Below are 16,309 nucleotides of genomic sequence, written 5' to 3'. Positions count from 1 at the left end.
CGTAGCCCGTCCGCCGTTTCCCATTTAGCTGCTCCCTACACGCCGCCGCCGGCGCATTGCCCGCCGCCACGTCACGTCCGCGCCCGTCCGCGCCGCCATTCGACGCGCGTCCGGGCGCGATCGACGCCGGCGAAAACCCTTCCTTGAAATTAACTAACGCATCAATTAGCGTCGTCTGCATGAACGCGAAATCCACCGTCGCCAGGCCGCGCGGGCGCCGCCCGTCGGTGGACGATTTCGACCTGCGCGACCACATGCTCGACGTCGCGATGCAGTTGTTCGCCGAGCGCGGCATCGCCGCGACAACGGTCGCGCAGATCGCCACCGCCGCCGGCGTCACGTCCGCGATGGTCCACTACTACTTCACGAACCGCGAGCAACTGCTCGACGCGATCGTCGAGGAACGGCTCGCGCAGGTCATCGCGTTCGTGTGGCGTCCGAGCGAGCCGCAGATCGAAAACGATCCGTTCGCGCTCGTCGCCGAACTCGTCGACCGCTTCTTCGACGTCACGCACCGCATGCCGTGGCTGCCGTCGATCTGGCTGCGCGAGATCATCCACGAAGGCGGGCTGCTGCGCGAGCGGATGCTCCGCCGCATTCCGCTCGAGCCTATCGGGCGTTTCGCCGAACGCATCCGCGGCGCGCAGCAGGCCGGCACGCTGAACCCCGCGCTCGAACCCGCGTTCCTGTTTCATTCGATCATCGCGCTCGTGATGCTGCCGCTCGCGACCGCGAAACTGTGGCAAAGCGCGCGCGGCCTGCCGCCGATCGATCGCGACGTGCTGCACCGGCACGTCCGTGCGCTGCTCGGTTCCGGCATGCAGCCGCCGGCCGCCGCGCCGCGTGCGCGGACGTGTTCGCCGCGGAGGCCGTCGTGAACGCGGCCCGCGCGCTGCCGCTCGCGCTGGCCGCGCTCGCGCTGCTCGCCGGTTGCGGACGGTCGACGGACAACGGCCCGACCTACCAGGGCTATGTCGAGGGCGAATTCGTGTACCTGTCGTCATCGCAATCGGGCACGCTGACGCAGTTGTCGGTCGCACGCGGCCAGGCCGTCGCGGCCGGCGCGCCGGCGTTCTCGCTCGAAGCCGCGAACGAAACGGCCGCGCTGTCGCAGGCGCAACATCAACTCGCCGCGGCGCGTGCGCAGCTTGCCGACCTGCAGACCGGCAAGCGCCCGCCGGAAGTCGCCGTCACGCAGGCGCAGCTCGTCCAGGCCACCGCGCAGGCCGCGCGGGCCGCCGCGCAACTCGCGCGCGACGAGCGCCAGTACGCGGCCGGCGGCCTGTCGCAGCAGCAGCTCGACGATGCGCGCACGTCGGCTCGGACCACCGCCGCGCAGATGCGCGAACTGCACCATCAGGTCGACGTCGCCCGGCTGCCGGGCCGCGCCCAACAGGTCGCCGCGCAGGCCGCACAGGTCGACGCCGCGCAGGCGGCCGTGGCCGAAGCGCAATGGAAACTCGACCAGAAACGCATCGCCGCGCCGGCCGCCGGACGCGTGTACGACACGCTGTACCGCGTCGGCGAATGGGTGCAGGCCGGCAACCCGGTCGTGCAGATGCTGCCGCCGCAAAACCTGAAGGTCCGCTTCTTCGTGCCGGAAGCCGCCATCGCATCGCTCGCGCCGGGCCGCGCGGTCGCGATCCATTGCGACGGCTGCGCGGCCGACGTGCCCGCGCACATCACCTATGTCTCGAGCGAAGCCGAATACACGCCGCCCGTGATCTACAGCAACGAGAGCCGGGCCAAGCTCGTGTTCATGATCGAGGCGCGCCCCGCTGCCGCCGACGCGCCGAAGCTGCATCCGGGCCAGCCCGTCGCCGTGAGGGCGCCATGAACACGCCGGCCGCGCCTTACGCGATCGACGTCGATCGCCTGAACAAGCGGTTCGGCGACAAGCACGTCGTGAAGGACGTGTCGCTGCGCGTCGCGCGCGGCGAGATCTTCGGCTTTCTCGGCCCGAACGGCAGCGGCAAGACGACGTCGATCCGGATGATGTGCGGGCTGCTCACGCCCGACTCGGGCAGCGGCACCTGTCTCGGCTACGACATCGTGCGCGACAGCGCGCAGATCAAGCGGCGCGTCGGCTACATGACGCAGCGCTTCTCGTACTGGGAAGACCTGTCGATCCGCGAGAACCTCGATTTCGTCGCCCGCGTGTACGGGATGCGCGACCGCCAGGCGGCCGTCGCGCGGGCGCTCGACGGGCTCGGCCTCGCGAGCCGCGCGGACCAGCTCACGGGCGCGCTGTCGGGCGGCTGGAAGCAGCGCCTCGCGCTGGCCGCGTGCATGCTGCACGAGCCCGAGCTGCTGCTGCTCGACGAGCCGACCGCCGGCGTCGATCCGGCCGCGCGCCGCGATTTCTGGGAAGAGTTGCACAGGCTGGCCGCGCAAGGGATCTCGGTGCTCGTCAGCACGCACTATATGGACGAAGCCGAGCGCTGCCACAAGCTCGCTTACATCGCGTACGGCGAACTGCTTGCGCAGGGCACGTCGGCGGAGATCGTCGCGTCGCAGCACCTGTCGACGCGTACGATCACCGGCGAGCGCCTGACCGAACTGTCCGAACGGTTGCGCACGATGCCGGGCGTCGACCAGACGGTCGTGTTCGGCTCGGCGCTGCACGTGAGCGGCCGCGACCGCGCGCTGCTCGACGCGACACTTGAACAGGTTGCCCGCGACACGTCGCTGCGGGTCGCACCGATCGACACCGGGCTCGAGGATGTCTTCATCTACATGATGGGCCGCGCGTCCAGGCCGCCCGGCGGAGCGTCGTCATGAACGCGCGAGCGGGCCTGCGCGATGCGTTCTCGGTCGCGCGCTGGTGGAGCATCGTACTGAAGGAATTCCTGCAATTGCGCCGCGACCGCGTGACGTTCGCGATGATCGTCGGCGTGCCGATCATCCAGCTCGCGCTGTTCGGCTTCGCGATCAACACTGATCCGAAACACCTGCCGACCGCGGTGATCGTTGCCGATACGAGTCCGTTCGCGCGCAGCTTCATCGCCGCGATGCGCAATTCCGCGTACTTCGACATCGTCGCGGCGCTGCCCGACGAAGCGGCCGGCCGTCATGCGCTCGCCCGCGGCGACGTGCAGTTCGTGCTGAGCGTGCCGGCCGATTTCTCGCGGCGGCTGCTGCGCGGCGAGCGGCCGTCGCTGCTCGTCGAGGCCGATGCGACCGATCCCGTCGCGACCGCCTCGGCGATCGGCGCGCTGCCGGGCCTCGTGCAGCCCGTCGCGAACAAGGACCTGACCGGCCCGCTCGCGCACCTGAACGGCCGCCCGGCCGCGTTCGACGTCGTGCTGCACCGGCTGTACAACCCGGAAGGGATCACGCAGTACAACGTCGTGCCGGGCCTGATGGGCGTGATCCTGACGATGACGATGGTGATGATGACGGGCCTCGCGATCACGCGCGAACGCGAGCGCGGCACGATGGAGAACCTGCTCGCGACGCCCGTGCGGCCGCTCGAGGTGATGACGGGCAAGATCGTCCCGTACGTGCTGATCGGGCTGATCCAGGTGTCGATCATCGTCGCCGCGGCGCGATTCGTGTTCGACGTGCCGTTCGTCGGCGGCGTGTTCGCGATCTATCTGTCCGCGCTGCTGTTCATCGCCGCGAACCTGACGGTCGGCATCACGCTGTCGTCGCTCGCGCAGAACCAGCTGCAGGCGATGCAGCTCGCGGTGTTCTACTTCCTGCCGAACATCCTGCTGTCGGGCTTCATGTTCCCGTTCGCCGGGATGCCGAAGTGGGCGCAGTTCGTCGGCAACCTGCTGCCGCTCACCTACTTCAACCGCCTCGTGCGCGGCATTCTGCTGAAAGGCAACGGCTGGGCCGACCTGTGGCCGTCCGTGTGGCCGGTCGCGCTGTTCACCGTCGTCGTGATGGGCATCGCGCTGCGCTTCTACCGGCGCACGCTCGATTAGGGAACCTCACGATGAAGCCGGTTTCGCGTCGCGCGCCCCTCGCCCAGCACGGTGGCGCATTGGCCGCCGCTGCGCTGCTCGTCGCCGGATGCGCGGTCGGGCCGGATTTCCGCGCGCCGGACCCGCCGGCCACGCCACGCTACACGCGCGACGAGCCGCCCGCGACGACCGCCGCCGCCAACGGCCCGACCGGCGACGCACAAACCTTCGCAAGCGCCGCGCACACGCTGCCACACTGGTGGACGCAGTTCGATTCCGAACCGCTGAACCGGCTCGTCGACACCGCATGGCAAAACAGCCCGACGCTCGCCGAAGCCCGCGCGCGGCTCGACGAAGCGCGGCAGAACCATGCGGCCGAAGCCGGCGCGACGCTGCTACCGCGTGTCGACGCGAACCTGTCCGCCACGCGCGAGAAGGTCGATGTCGCCGCATTCGGGCTACCGGCCAACGTGCCGAATCCGGGGCCGTTCACGCTGTATGACGCGTCGGTGAGCGTGTCGTACGTGCTCGACGTGTTCGGCGGCAACCGGCGCGCGCTCGAAGCACTGCGCGCGCAGGTCGACTTCCAGGCATACACGCTCGACGCCGCGCGGCTGACGCTGGCGGGCAACGTCGTCGCCACCGCGATCCTGCGCGCGTCGCTCGCGCAGCAGGTCGCCCTCACGCGACTACTCGTCGACGCACAGACGCGGCAGTTGCGCATCGTCGAAGCACGCCTGGCGGCGGGCGGCGTGTCGCAGGCCGACGTGCACGCGCAACGCGCGCTGCTCGCGCAGACGCAGGCATCGCTGCCGCCGCTCGCGGCCCGCCTCGCGCAGGCCGGCCACCGGCTCGCGATCCTGCTCGGCGCGCCGCCGTCCGACGCCGTGCTGCCCGACCTCACGCTCGATGCGCTCGCGTTGCCGCGCACCCTGCCGGTCGCGCTGCCGTCGACGCTGGCACGCGAGCGGCCCGACATCCGCGCGGCGGAAGCGGTGTTGCACCAGGCGAGCGCGAACGTCGGCGTGGCCACCGCGAACCTGTATCCGCGCTTTTCGATTTCGGCGGGAATCGGCTCGGAGCGCACGCGCATCGCGGATATCGTCAGCGGGCTCAATATATGGAATGTCGGCCTTGGCCTCACGCAGCCGCTCTTTCACGGCGGCGAGCTTCGTGCGAAGAAACGGGCGGCCGAAGCGGCGTACGATGCCGCCTTCGCGAGCTATCGGGAAACCGTGCTGCAGGCGCTTCAGCAAGTGGCCGACGCGATGCGCGCGGTCGAACACGACGCGGCCGAATTGCAGGCGCGAGACACCGCCGCGCGGGAAGCGGCGGCCAGCAACGCGATTGCCGGCGACCGTTACGCGGCAGGCGGGATCAGCACGTTCGACCTGCTCGACGCGCAGCGGCAGGCGCTGCAGACGGCGCTCGACCGGACGCGCGCGCAGGCCGACCGGCTTGCCGACACGGCGGCGCTGTTTCAGGCGCTGGCGGGGAACTGGACGGCCGATGCGGCGCAATGACCTGCTCGAGCGCGTCGCCGCCGCTGCACGACGAGTGCGACGCGACACTCCTCTGCGACGGCCGTTCCATTGACGCACCCCTCGACGCGTTCCCGTATCGACCGGCGTGCGTCACCTGCTGCCGTCGGAAGCAGCATGCCGGGTGGTCGTGGACGATGCCGGCTGCCTGCATCCACGCAGGGACGAGGGTCGGCCCGACAAACTTGAATCCTTTTTGCTTCGGCGCACCTTCAACTGATGCGGGTCATGCACCTGTCGATGCTAGACCGTCGGAACGGTCCCGCCATCGATCACATATTCGGTGCCGCTGATCGATGCTGCGCGCGGCGATACGAGAAAGGTGATCAGGTCGGCCACTTCCTGAGGCTTGGCCGGGCGACCGAGCGGAATCCCGCCAAGCGCATCCATGATGATTTTCTTGCCGCCCTCGTAATCGGTCCCCGCTTGATCCGCCAGCCGCTCGGCTAGCCGAACGGCTGCCTCGGTCTCGACCCAGCCCGGCGAAACGCGCACGACGCGGACGCCTTTCGGCGTGACCTCCTTCGACAGGCTCTTGCTGTAAGTCGACAGCGCCGCCTTCGCCGCCGCGTAGGCGGTGGTTGCCTCGGGCAGCGGCAGTTCGTCCTGTATCGACGTGACGTGGATGATGACGCCGGCCCCCTGTGCGATCATCGACGGGAGCAACGCCCGGTCGATGCGCACGGCCGCCATCAGGTTCAGATTGAGCGCGGCGTCCCATTCCTCATCGCTCAGGACTGCGAATCCGCCGCCCGGCGCGCTTGATCCCCCCAGAACATTGACGATCACGTCGACGCCGCCGAGGCGATCGAGCACTGCCTTCGACAGAACCTGGCATCCGGCCGCCGTCGTCAGATCGGCGGCGATCCAGGTGACGCCTTCAGCGGCCGTGTCGGGAACCGAACGCGCCGCGGCGACGACCGTTACGCCGGCATTTCGCAAGGATTCGACGACAGCCGCGCCAACCCCTTTGGTGCCGCCGGTGACAAGGGCTCTGCGCCCGGCAAGTTCAAGATTGAAGGTCATGGCGTGATTTCCGGAGAGAGGAACTTGATGCACCCGACTTGACGGTGCTTGACGAGGCACCGGATCGCCCGGTGCAATCGGACTCGATAAGCCAGAATGATGAAGCCAAGCGCCCGAAACAGGAAGAACGCACGAAAAAGTAAGGTACGTACTTAACGGTAAGGATGAAAATTGGAAAAGAAATGGACCCCGACCTCGGCGGCCGAGGGTGTCGACCAGGCGCTCAAGATGCTCGATGGAAAATGGAAGCTGGTGATCCTGTTCCATCTGTTCGGCGGCAACCTGCTGCGATTCTCCGAACTCGAACGAGCGATCCCCGCCATCACGCAGAAGATGCTGGCTCAGCAGCTTCGCCAGATGGAAGCAGACGGGGTGGTTCGCCGGATCGTTCACCCTCAGGTACCGCCGAAGGTCGAATACGGCCTGACCGATTGGGGGCAGGCGCTCTGCCCGGCGCTCGATGCGCTGCTGAAATGGGCCGCGCTACGCCCGCAACCCGGCGATAACGATGCCTGATTCAAACGTCACGGGCGCAACCCGAATCGCAAGATGCGTGCGGGAGTGCGCCCATGCGCGGCGCATAAAAAAACCGGCCCGAAGGCCGGTTTTTCATACCGCATGCCGTGAGCGGCGCTCGCGCGCCGCGCGACATCAGAAGCGGTGGATCATGCCGACGCCGGCGCCGATCTGGTTCTGCTTCGAACCTGCGCCCACGCCGTCGCCGATCGACGTCGTCGCATTAACGATGCCGCCGGTAAGGCCGCTGATCGTGTTGCCGCTAGCGTGCTGGTACGCTTCAACCGCGTACAGACCCGTGCGCTTCGACAGGCTGTAGTACTGCGACAGCGTGACCTGGTGGTACTTGGCCGAGCTCGAAACACCGTTCGACTGCGTTGCCGCCGTGTACGAGTAGCCTGCCGCGAAGTCCCACTGCGGCGATGCCTTCCAGTGCAGCACGGCGCCTGCCGTGTTGAAGATCGCCGTGTTGCGGAATGCCGAGCCCACGCCCGGGATGTACTGGACGTTCGAGTACGACACCGAGATGTCCCACGCCGGCGTGAACTGGTAACCGGCCGTCACGGCGAGACGCTGTTGCGACTGTGCCGTCTTGTAACCGCCGTTGATCGACGAGACTGCCGGCTGGTTGCCGTCGCCCGTTGCCGTCAGGCCATTTTCGACCGTCGAGTTCGCGCCCCACACGCCGCCGCCGAGCGTCGCATTGTTGACCTTCTGGTAGCCGACCGCGATGCCTGCCGGGCCGTTCAGGTACTGGATCGCCGCGCTCCACGTCGAGCCGCGGTTCGTCGCGCCTGCGACGCCGCCGAACGAGTACGAACCGCCGACCGTGAAGCCGTAGAACTTCGGCGACATGTAGACGAGCGAGTTGTTCGCGCGGTAGCTGGTATCCAGCGAATCGATATCGCCCGGGTGCGCGCCGTAGTAACCGGTCAGCCAGGTCGTCGGGCTGTACGGCGACAGCAGCGTGTAGTACGCGGTGTACTGGCGGCCGGCCGTCAGCGTACCGTACGCGGTGTTGGTCAGGCCAACCCATGCCTGACGCGTGAAGATGCCGTTGGTCCACTGCGACGAGCCGTTAGCCGTGTTGACGCCGGCTTCCAACTGGAAAATCGCCTTCGTGCCGCCGCCGAGATCTTCGCTGCCCTTCAGGCCGAAGCGGCTGCCTGCCCACACGCCGGTGGACATCTGCACCTTCGAGTGACCACCCGAGATCGCGCTGGTGCCCGACGAGTTGTTCTGCCAAGCGATACCGTTGTCGACGATACCGTACAGGGTCACGCTGCTCTGGGCGTGGGCGGCGGTAGCGGCTGCGAGACCCACTGCCGTCATGGCGAAAGCGACGCGCTTTTTCATTGATTCTCCGTCCTCAAAGAATGTTTCTTTTCTGGTGTGGTTTTATGACCGACACATGTGCGAGTACATGCCGACGCGATTCTGACGGATTACCCATTGTTTCCCAACATGTGCAGTCGGTCATCGTATGATCGACGCAACGCGGCGGTTCACCAAACGGTTACATGACAGCCCGAAACGCTTGTGCGGCGGGCGTTTCCGGCATTTGCCGGTGAAAACCCTAGCTTTACATTTTTACGGGTGCAACGCGACCGACCGATGTCGTCAGACGCCTTCGGCGACAAAACATCTTACAAATGCGCGATCGAAGCTGACGCCGCGATTCACGCCGCCGCGCAGGATCGCCGACGTTCGTGACACCCACATTTCGAGACACGAAATCATGAAAACGTTTTAGTCGGCGTGCCGGAGACCGGACGGGTACGGCCCGACGAACGCGGGCCGGGAGGCGATACCGGCGCCTGTCGCGCCGGCGATCTTCAGTGCTGCGTTGCGGGGCGCGCGAGCCGCGCGCTCACGGCATCGGCGAGCGCGGTCAGGCGCGCGCGGATCGCCGTGTTCGAACCGACCAGTACAAGCGACGCCGCCATGATCCGGTAGATGCGCTTTCTCGGCACCTTGGCCGGCTTCGCCGGGTCGAGCCACGCAGCGTGGCCGGCCAGCAGCTCGAGCGTTTCGAGGCCGATCATGATCGGCCACAGGCAGGCGAGCCGCAGCCGCACGAAACGGCGCGGGATCGCGAGCGTATACAGGCAGGCGTCGCGATACTGGTCGAGCGCGACGCGCAGCAGGTCGACCAGCACGCCGCGCGCGCGCGCCGACGCCTCGGGCAGCATCAGGTCGGCCACGACGAGCCCGTGCGCGCCCAGCACGTCGTCGGGCAGGTAGCAGCGGCCGATGCGCAGGTCCTTCGCGCAGTCGCGCAGGATGTTGGTCATCTGCAGCGCCTTGCCGAAACGGATGCCCTTCTCCCGCATGTCCGGCAGATCCCAGCCGCGCGCGGCGCGCGTGTGCGCCCCCGTCATGTCGGTCCAGAACTCGCCGACGCAGCCCGCGACGAGGTACGTGTAGCGGTCGAGCACGTCGCGGGTCGGCAGCGATGCGACTTGCCCCGACTGCTCGTCCGGAAACGTGCGCAGGTCGAATTCCATCCCCGCGGTGAGCGTCGCGACGACCTTGCGGATCGACGCGCGATCGGCCTCCGGCTGCGCGCGCAGCAGCGCGAGCATCGGCTCCATCGAGCCGAGCAGCAGGTGTTCGTGCGAATCGGTCTGCATCCGCGTCACGTCCTCGAGCGAACGCGACAGCGCCGCGCCGTCGCCGAGCCGCTCGATGTCGTCGCGCAGGGCGGTCAGCAGCGCCGCCCGCCGGTCGGGCGCGACGAGCGCCGTGTCGGCGATCGTGTCGGCCGCGCGTGCAAGCAAGTACGCGAGGCCGACCGGGTCGCGCATGCCGTCGGGCAGCACGCGCAGCGTCAGGTAGAAGGAGCGGGAAACGTTCTTCAGCAGCTCGCCGAGCAGATAGGCGGGATCGGTATGAGTCGTCATGGGTCGGGAAAAATCGGCCGGCGCGGGCCCCGGACGCACACGGGCGCCGGACGCCCGCGCCGGCCCGCGAGTCGCCGCATCGTCGCGCCGGGTGGGTGTCGGCCCCGGTGCGGCGATGCAAAATTCCCGCAAGTTTAGTGCATCCGGCGCGCGGGTTCGCTGCGACGGCCGGAATGCTTGCGCGAACAAGCCTGTCATCAACTGCCCTGGCGCATGCCTCGCCCCCCAAAAAACCAACAGAAAGGTCGAAGTAATACATATGTAATTATTCGATGCGACGATCGCGCACCGTTCGATTCCGCGTAACCCGGCGCCCTGCCGGGCCACCGGCGCGAGCGCCCTTTTCCGACTCCGTTTCGAAGGTTCATCGACATGCTCCTCAAGCGCCCGACCTCCCTGCGCTACGTCCCGTTCGCCTGCGCCGCCGCGTTCCTGCTCGCCGCGTGCGGCGGCGACGACGATCTGACACGCGATCCCACCCAGCCGATTTCCGCGAAGGTCCAGGTGGTCGGCCATCGCGGCGCGAGCGCGCTGCGCCCCGAACACACGCTCGCGTCGTACCGCAAGGCGATCGAGGACGGCGCGGACGTGATCGAGCCCGACCTCGTGTCGACCCGCGACGGCGTGCTCGTCGCCCGCCACGAGAACGAGATCTCGGGCACGACGAACGTGTCGGCGCTGCCGCAGTTCGCGAGCCGCAAGGCGACCAAGACGATCGACGGCGCGCAGTTGACCGGCTGGTTCACCGAGGATTTCACGCTCGCCGAGCTGAAGACGCTGCGGGCGCGCGAGCGCATTCCGCAGGTGCGCCCGGCCAACACCGCGTACAACGACCAGTTCGAGATTCCGACGTTCGACGAGATCGTCGCGCTCGCGAAGCAGATGTCCGCGCAAACCGGCCGCACGATCCACCTGTATCCGGAAACCAAGCATCCGACCTACTTCCAGTCGATCAACCTGCCGCTCGAGGACCGTCTCGTCGACGCGCTGCTGAAGGATTCGTACACGTCGCGCACGGCGACCGTCTACATCCAGTCGTTCGAAGTCGCGAACCTGAAGACGATCCGCAACCGGATCAAGTCGAGCCAGCCGAACTGGAAGCTCGTGCAGTTGATGGACGAAGCCGGTCAGCGCCCGTACGACTTCGTGAAGGCGAACGACACGCGCACCTACGGCGACCTGTCGACGCGCGACGGCATGCGCGAGATCGCGACCTATGCGAACGGCGTCGGGCCGTACAAGACGTCGATCATCGCGGTCGCCGCGGACGGCACGCTGCAGCAGCCGACGCCGTACGTGCGCTATGCGCACGAGGCCGGCCTCGTCGTGCATCCGTACACGTTCCGCCCGGAGAACAACTTCCTGCCCGCGTCGCTGAAGGACGGCGGCACGCCGGCCACGCGCAATACGGCCGGCTCGGTGCGCGAGATCCAGGCATACCTGCGCGCGGGCATCGACGGCTTCTTCACCGACGATCCGGCCGTCGGCCGCACGGCCGTCGATACGTTCAAGCGCTGATACGAAGTGCCGACCCGCATCGCGACCGGGCGCCGCGCCCGGTTGCTCCGCGTCGCTCAGATCACGTTGAAGTGGTGCGTGCCGTCCCGCTTCAACTGGTCGACCAGCCCGTATTCCCAGTCGAGATACGCCTGCATCGCCGCCGCCGCGTTGTCGGTGCCTTCGTACGGGCGCCGGTAGCGGTCGACGCGCGGCGACGCCAGGTGCGTCTCGCCGCTTTCGAGCGGCAGCCCGGCGTCGATCCACGCGGCCGTGCCGCCGGTCAGCACCCGGATGTCGGCCGACGCCGGCAGCAGCGCGCGGGCGTCGTCCGCCGCGAACCGCGCCAGCAGGCTCGATCCGCACGTGAACACGTAGCGCTTCGCGGGCGGAATCGCCGCCAGCGCGTCGCGCAACTGCGCGCGCACGGCAAACCACGCGCCCGGGATATGACGCTTCACGTAGTTCGCGCTGGCCGTCACGTCGACGATCGCGAGCTCGCCGGGCACGGCCTCCTTCAGCCAGCCGGCGAGCGTCGCGGGCGACACGTCGGTCGCGGGTGGCGTCGCCGGCACGTCGCGCGGCGGCTGGCCGCGCTCGGTGAACGCCGCCGTGCCGGCCGGCTCGACCACGCGCACGTCCCAGCCCATCTGCGCGAGCCAGGAAGCAGTCATGTCCGCGCGCACGCCGTCGTCGTCGGCCAGCACGATCCGCGCGCCGCGCACGGCCGCGTGATGATCGGTCTCCTGCACGAGCTGGCCGCCCGGCGTACTCAGGAAGCCCGGCAGGTGGCCGGCTTCGTATTCCTCCGGCGTACGCACGTCGAAGCGGTACAGCGTGCGGCCCGGTTCGTCGAGCGCCGCGACATCGGCCAGTGCGATGCGCGGCACGCCGGCGCGCTCGGCCACCGCGCGGGCGGCCCGACGCGCTTCGGCGCGCTGCGTCGCGTCGATCTCGTCCGGAAAACGGCGCGCGGCGCCGCGCTCGAGCGTCTGGCCGGCCAGCGTCCAGCCGATCGTGCCGTTGCGCAGCGCGGCGACCGGATTCGGCAGCCCCGCGTTGACGAGCGACTGCGTGCCGATGATGCTGCGCGTGCGGCCCGCGCAGTTGACGATCACCTGCGTCCGCGGATCCGGCGCGAGCGCGCGCACGCGCAGCACGAGTTCCGCGCCCGGCACGCTGGTCGACGTCGGGATGTTCATCGTCTGGTACTCGTCGAAGCGGCGCGCGTCGACGATCACGACATCGGCTTTCGCATCGATCAGCGCCTGCACCTCCTGCGCGGACAGCGACGGCGTATGGCGCGCGGCCTCGACCCATTCGCCGAACGACTTGCTCGGCACGTTCACGTCGATGAACAGTTCGCCGCCCGCCGCGACCCAGCCCGCGAGGCCGCCGTCGAGCAGCCGCACGTCGGTGTAGCCGAGCCGCGCGAGCGTCGCGGCCGCGCGCGGCGCGAGATCCTCGCCGCCCGCTTCGCCGAACACGACGATCGGCGTGTCGCGGCGCGGAATCCGCGTCCATGCGTCGAGTTCGAGCTTCGACAACGGAAAGTTGGCGGCCCACAGCGGATGGCCCTGTGCGTACGGATCTTCCTCGCGTACGTCGATCAGCGCGATCTCGTCGCGGGCCAGCAGGCGCGCGCGTACGTCCTGGTACGACGCGACGGGAAAGCGGGAAGTGGAATCGGCGGATTGCGTCACGATGTCTCGATGTTGAATACGTTGAAGTCGGTGAAGAAAGCGGAACGGATCAAGCGTGGCCCCTGCCAGCCCGCACCCGCAACGGGCCGCGCGAGCGGGCTGTGCGTCAGGCATTCGAATAGCCTGACACGAACGGTTTCACGGTACCGTCGTCCAGGTACACCGCGCGCTCGACCTTGCCGATGTTCGCGCCATACACGTGGATGCTGATCGATACCTGATCGGCGAACGCGTTGGTCACGCGATGCACGTCGCCGATGCGCGGCGACACGGCCTCGACCTCGCCCGGCTGCAGCCGCACGGCGTCGCCCGCGGGCACCGGCTTGCCGGCCGCGTCGAACCGGTACGGCTGCGAGAATTCGCCGCCGCGCAGCATCCCGATCAGCCCCCACACCGTGTGATCGTGGATCGGCGTCGTCTGGCCGGGCCCCCACACGAAGCTGACGATCGAGAAGCGCTCGTCCGGATCGAGATGCAGCAGGTACTGCCGGTAGCGCTCGGGATCGGGCTGCGCGAATGCGTCGGGCAACCAGTCGTCGTGTTCGACGAGCGCGGCGAGCAGCGCGCCGCCCTCGTCGAGAATGCGCGCCTCGTTCGCGCCGGACGCGAGCAGCGCATCCAGCCCCTCGACGAACGGACGCAGCGGCGTCTGTTGCAACGAAAGCGTACTCATCGGCCGTCTCCTCGAATATGATGGATCGTCATGATGCACCCGAAAGACCATGCAGAACAAACATGAAAATTAGCGATATCGACGCTTTTGCAGCGGTCGTCCGCTGCCAGACCCTGAGCCAGGCCGCGGCCGAGCTCGGGATGACGCAGCCCGCAATCACGCGGCGCGTCCAGAATCTCGAGGAAGCGCTCGGCGTGACGCTGCTCGACCGCAACACGAAGCCGCCGCGCCCGACCGACATCGGCCGGCAGGTGTTCGAGCAATGTCGCGCGATCCTGCGCGAGGTCGACGCGCTGCGCGAACTGACGGCCGGCCAGCAGCCGCCCGCCGGCGAATTCCGGATCGGGCTCACGCAAGGGCTCGGCGAGCTGATGCTGCCGGCGCTCATCGCGGACCTCGCCGCGCAGTGGCCCGCGCTCGCGACGCACGTCACGACCGCCTGGGGCGGCCTGCTCGTCGAACGCATCGCCCGCCGCGAACTCGATGCGGCGCTGGTCTTCCTCGCCCGCGAAATGGTGCTGCCGGCGCAGGTGGAGGGCGAACGGTTGCTGGCCACGCGGCTCGTCGCGGTCGGCCGCAAGGGCGACTGGCCGCGCCGCAGCTACCGGCTCGCCGATTGCCACGCGCGCGGCTGGGTGCTCAATCCGGACGGTTGCGGCTTTCGTGCGGGCCTGCGGCGTGCGCTCGATGCGCAGGGCCTGCCGATGCCGGTCACGCTCGATGCGTATGGCCGCGACCTGCAACTGCAGAGCGTGGCAAACGGCTTCGGCCTCGGATTGATGCCACTGCCGCTCGTCGAAGGCAGCCCGCTGCGCGATGCGCTCGACATCGTGCCGCTCGCCGATTTCAAGCCGCAGATCGACCTGTGGCTGCTGCGCCGGCACGATGCGGCCCGCTTCGACGCGCCGCTCGCGGCCGTCGCCGCGCATGCGCGTACGGCGTTCGCCCTGCCCGAGCAATCGCACGACAAGGCCGCATAACGTGGCCGCAGTGGCCGCGGTGGCCGCGCAGCGCCTGCGTCGCGCCGCGCCGTTGCCGTGCGCGGCAACCCGGCCCGGCTTACGCATCATGTCGACCGCGTTCGCCCCCGTTGCGTGACGTTCCGTCCGCCTCCGCGTTCGTCTCCCCGCGCGTCGCCGCATCGAGCACCGCCCGCCCCGCCGCCACCGCGATCGCGTCGTCCTGCGGCGTATGCACGCGGCTGCACAGCACGTCGCGATAGTGGCGTTCGAGCGGATTGCCGCGGCTCAGCCCGTGATTGCCCGACAGCTTCAGCGCCTGCTCGACCGTCCGGATTGCCTGCTCGGTCACGGTGCGCTTGACGAGGCCGCTGGTCGTCAGCGACGGCGCATTGCCCGCATCGGTGCGCGCGATGAGATCGTCGAGCAGCACGCGATTCGTGTGCAGCCAGCCTTCGATATCGCCGACCGCCTCCTGCACGCGCGGCAACGTCGCGAGCGGCGCGCCGAGCCCGCTCGGGGCTCGCGTCGTCGCGAATTCGACCAGCCAGTCGCGCGACGCGCGCGCCACCGCGTCGTACAGGCTGCCGAGCAGCGCGACCATCCACGCCTGCTGATCGGCCTGCGCGTCGGCATCCGCGTGCGTGGCAGCCGACACGGCCCATGCGTCCGGCGCGCGCACGTCGACCGCGTGATCGGCTGGCAGCGGCACGTTGTCGAACACGACTTCATGGCTTCCGGACGCGCGCAGGCCGAGGTGATTCCAGCTTTCGATCACGCGGATGCGATCGCCGTCGGTATCGCGGTCGCGCGGCACGAGAAACACGCCGACCCGCGGCGCCGGCTCGTCGGTACGCGCCCACACGGCCAGCCAGCGCAGCGCCGGAATCCCGGTGCTGTAGAGCTTGTGGCCCGACAGCCGCCAGCCGTCGCCATCGCGGCGCGCGATGGTCGCCGGCAGCCCGCCGCGCGACGGCGAACCGAGCGCGGGCTCGACGCGCAGCGCATTGATCAGCGCGCCGTGCGCGACCGCGCTGTCGAACACCGCCCGCCGCACCTGGGCCGGCCAGCGGTTGTCGGCGCGGCCGAGCGCACGATGCTGCAGATACGTCATCGTCAGCACCAGCGCGGTCGCCGGATCGGCCCGCGCGACGGCGGCGACGATCCGGCTCGCCTGCGCAAGCGTCGCGCCGGCGCCGCCATGCTCGCGCGGCACGACCTGCGCGATCAGCCCGGCACGATGCAGCCGTGCGAAGTTCTCGTGCGGAAAGCGGCCGTCGACGTCGTTGCGGGCCGCATCGGCGGCGAGTTCGGGGGCGAGGCGCTCGAGCAGCGCGGCGAGGCGTGCGTCGTTCGTCTCGTTGGCGGATTCAGCGACGCCGGCAGGCAGGAGGCGCAGCGCAGGCTGCTGTGACGGCGAGGAAGCGGCAAGGCTGGCGGACATCGAAACGGATTCCCTGGGTAGTTCAGACACGGCGGCAAACACGGCGCCGACGCGCGCCCGATCATTCACGAGCCCACAGCGTATGCGCAACGCATGCGGCCCCAAACCATGCAAATCTGATATTCAAATCGGGATT

The 16,309-nt window shown here is 68.8% G+C and carries 14 protein-coding genes and 1 pseudogene; 8 read left to right on the top strand and 7 right to left on the bottom strand.

The features are described from left to right. Nucleotides 1–179: 179 nt before the first annotated feature. The 5 genes from HWX03_RS04460 to HWX03_RS04440 are packed head-to-tail and all read left to right on the top strand — an operon-like array spanning nt 180 to nt 5,434. Nucleotides 180–878, top strand: a complete 699-nt coding sequence (locus HWX03_RS04460) for a TetR/AcrR family transcriptional regulator (RefSeq protein ID WP_175870383.1) — start codon at nt 180–182, stop codon at nt 876–878. Then, nucleotides 875–1,837, top strand: a complete 963-nt coding sequence (locus tag HWX03_RS04455) for an HlyD family efflux transporter periplasmic adaptor subunit (protein WP_175870382.1) — start codon at nt 875–877, stop codon at nt 1,835–1,837. Before HWX03_RS04460 ends, HWX03_RS04455 begins: the two co-directional genes overlap by 4 nt. Beyond that, nucleotides 1,834–2,781: an ABC transporter ATP-binding protein gene (locus HWX03_RS04450; protein WP_175870381.1), complete on the top strand. Its 948-nt coding sequence runs from the start codon at nt 1,834–1,836 to the stop codon at nt 2,779–2,781. The genes HWX03_RS04455 and HWX03_RS04450 overlap by 4 nt, the downstream gene beginning before the upstream one ends. Further along, nucleotides 2,778–3,932, top strand: coding sequence for an ABC transporter permease (locus tag HWX03_RS04445; RefSeq protein WP_174390729.1), 1,155 nt, complete (start codon nt 2,778–2,780; stop codon nt 3,930–3,932). Before HWX03_RS04450 ends, HWX03_RS04445 begins: the two co-directional genes overlap by 4 nt. Nucleotides 3,933–3,943: 11 nt before the next feature. After that, nucleotides 3,944–5,434: an efflux transporter outer membrane subunit gene (locus HWX03_RS04440; protein ID WP_175870380.1), complete on the top strand. Its 1,491-nt coding sequence runs from the start codon at nt 3,944–3,946 to the stop codon at nt 5,432–5,434. Nucleotides 5,435–5,555: 121 nt separating this feature from the next. Here HWX03_RS04440 and HWX03_RS04435 read toward each other — a convergent pair. Together HWX03_RS04435 and HWX03_RS04430 are read right to left on the bottom strand one after the other, a co-directional pair. Beyond that, nucleotides 5,556–5,660: pseudogene (locus HWX03_RS04435) on the bottom strand (DNA-3-methyladenine glycosylase I); the annotation flags it as partial. 35 nt (nt 5,661–5,695) lie between these two features. After that, nucleotides 5,696–6,478 carry an SDR family oxidoreductase gene (locus HWX03_RS04430; RefSeq protein ID WP_175870379.1) on the bottom strand — a complete coding sequence of 261 codons (783 nt, stop codon included), beginning with the start codon at nt 6,476–6,478 and terminating at the stop codon, nt 5,696–5,698. 171 nt (nt 6,479–6,649) lie between these two features. Here HWX03_RS04430 and HWX03_RS04425 point away from each other — a divergent pair, with 171 nt between their 5' ends. After that, nucleotides 6,650–6,994 carry a helix-turn-helix domain-containing protein gene (locus HWX03_RS04425; protein ID WP_279608054.1) on the top strand — a complete coding sequence of 115 codons (345 nt, stop codon included), beginning with the start codon at nt 6,650–6,652 and terminating at the stop codon, nt 6,992–6,994. A gap of 135 nt (nt 6,995–7,129) precedes the next feature. Here the strand turns inward: HWX03_RS04425 and HWX03_RS04420 are convergent, their stop codons facing one another. Then, nucleotides 7,130–8,350, bottom strand: a complete 1,221-nt coding sequence (locus HWX03_RS04420) for a porin (RefSeq protein WP_175823134.1) — start codon at nt 8,348–8,350, stop codon at nt 7,130–7,132. Between the two features lie 479 nt (nt 8,351–8,829). Further along, nucleotides 8,830–9,897: a squalene/phytoene synthase family protein gene (locus HWX03_RS04415; RefSeq protein ID WP_175870378.1), complete on the bottom strand. Its 1,068-nt coding sequence runs from the start codon at nt 9,895–9,897 to the stop codon at nt 8,830–8,832. Between the two features lie 372 nt (nt 9,898–10,269). On the opposite strand from HWX03_RS04415, the gene HWX03_RS04410 reads away from it, so the two are divergent. Then, nucleotides 10,270–11,415, top strand: a complete 1,146-nt coding sequence (locus HWX03_RS04410; RefSeq protein ID WP_175870377.1) for a glycerophosphodiester phosphodiesterase — start codon at nt 10,270–10,272, stop codon at nt 11,413–11,415. Between the two features lie 56 nt (nt 11,416–11,471). Here HWX03_RS04410 and HWX03_RS04405 read toward each other — a convergent pair whose 3' ends face one another. Together HWX03_RS04405 and HWX03_RS04400 are read right to left on the bottom strand one after the other, a co-directional pair. Next, on the bottom strand, nt 11,472–13,097 hold the full coding sequence (locus HWX03_RS04405; RefSeq protein WP_175870376.1) for a rhodanese-related sulfurtransferase: 1,626 nt from the start codon (nt 13,095–13,097) through the stop codon (nt 11,472–11,474). A 106-nt stretch (nt 13,098–13,203) separates the two neighbouring features. Then, on the bottom strand, nt 13,204–13,770 hold the full coding sequence (locus HWX03_RS04400) for a cysteine dioxygenase (RefSeq protein ID WP_174428970.1): 567 nt from the start codon (nt 13,768–13,770) through the stop codon (nt 13,204–13,206). 62 nt (nt 13,771–13,832) lie between these two features. Between HWX03_RS04400 and HWX03_RS04395 the strand changes: the two genes are divergently transcribed. Continuing rightward, nucleotides 13,833–14,750: a LysR family transcriptional regulator gene (locus tag HWX03_RS04395; protein ID WP_175870375.1), complete on the top strand. Its 918-nt coding sequence runs from the start codon at nt 13,833–13,835 to the stop codon at nt 14,748–14,750. 79 nt (nt 14,751–14,829) lie between these two features. Here the strand turns inward: HWX03_RS04395 and HWX03_RS04390 are convergent, their stop codons facing one another. After that, nucleotides 14,830–16,173 carry an acyl-CoA dehydrogenase family protein gene (locus HWX03_RS04390; protein ID WP_175870374.1) on the bottom strand — a complete coding sequence of 448 codons (1,344 nt, stop codon included), beginning with the start codon at nt 16,171–16,173 and terminating at the stop codon, nt 14,830–14,832. Nucleotides 16,174–16,309 lie beyond the last annotated feature (136 nt).

This window comes from Burkholderia sp. BCC0397 (genome assembly GCF_902832865.1).
Lineage (GTDB): Bacteria > Pseudomonadota > Gammaproteobacteria > Burkholderiales > Burkholderiaceae > Burkholderia.
This window is presented reverse-complemented; position numbering and strand designations above follow the sequence as displayed.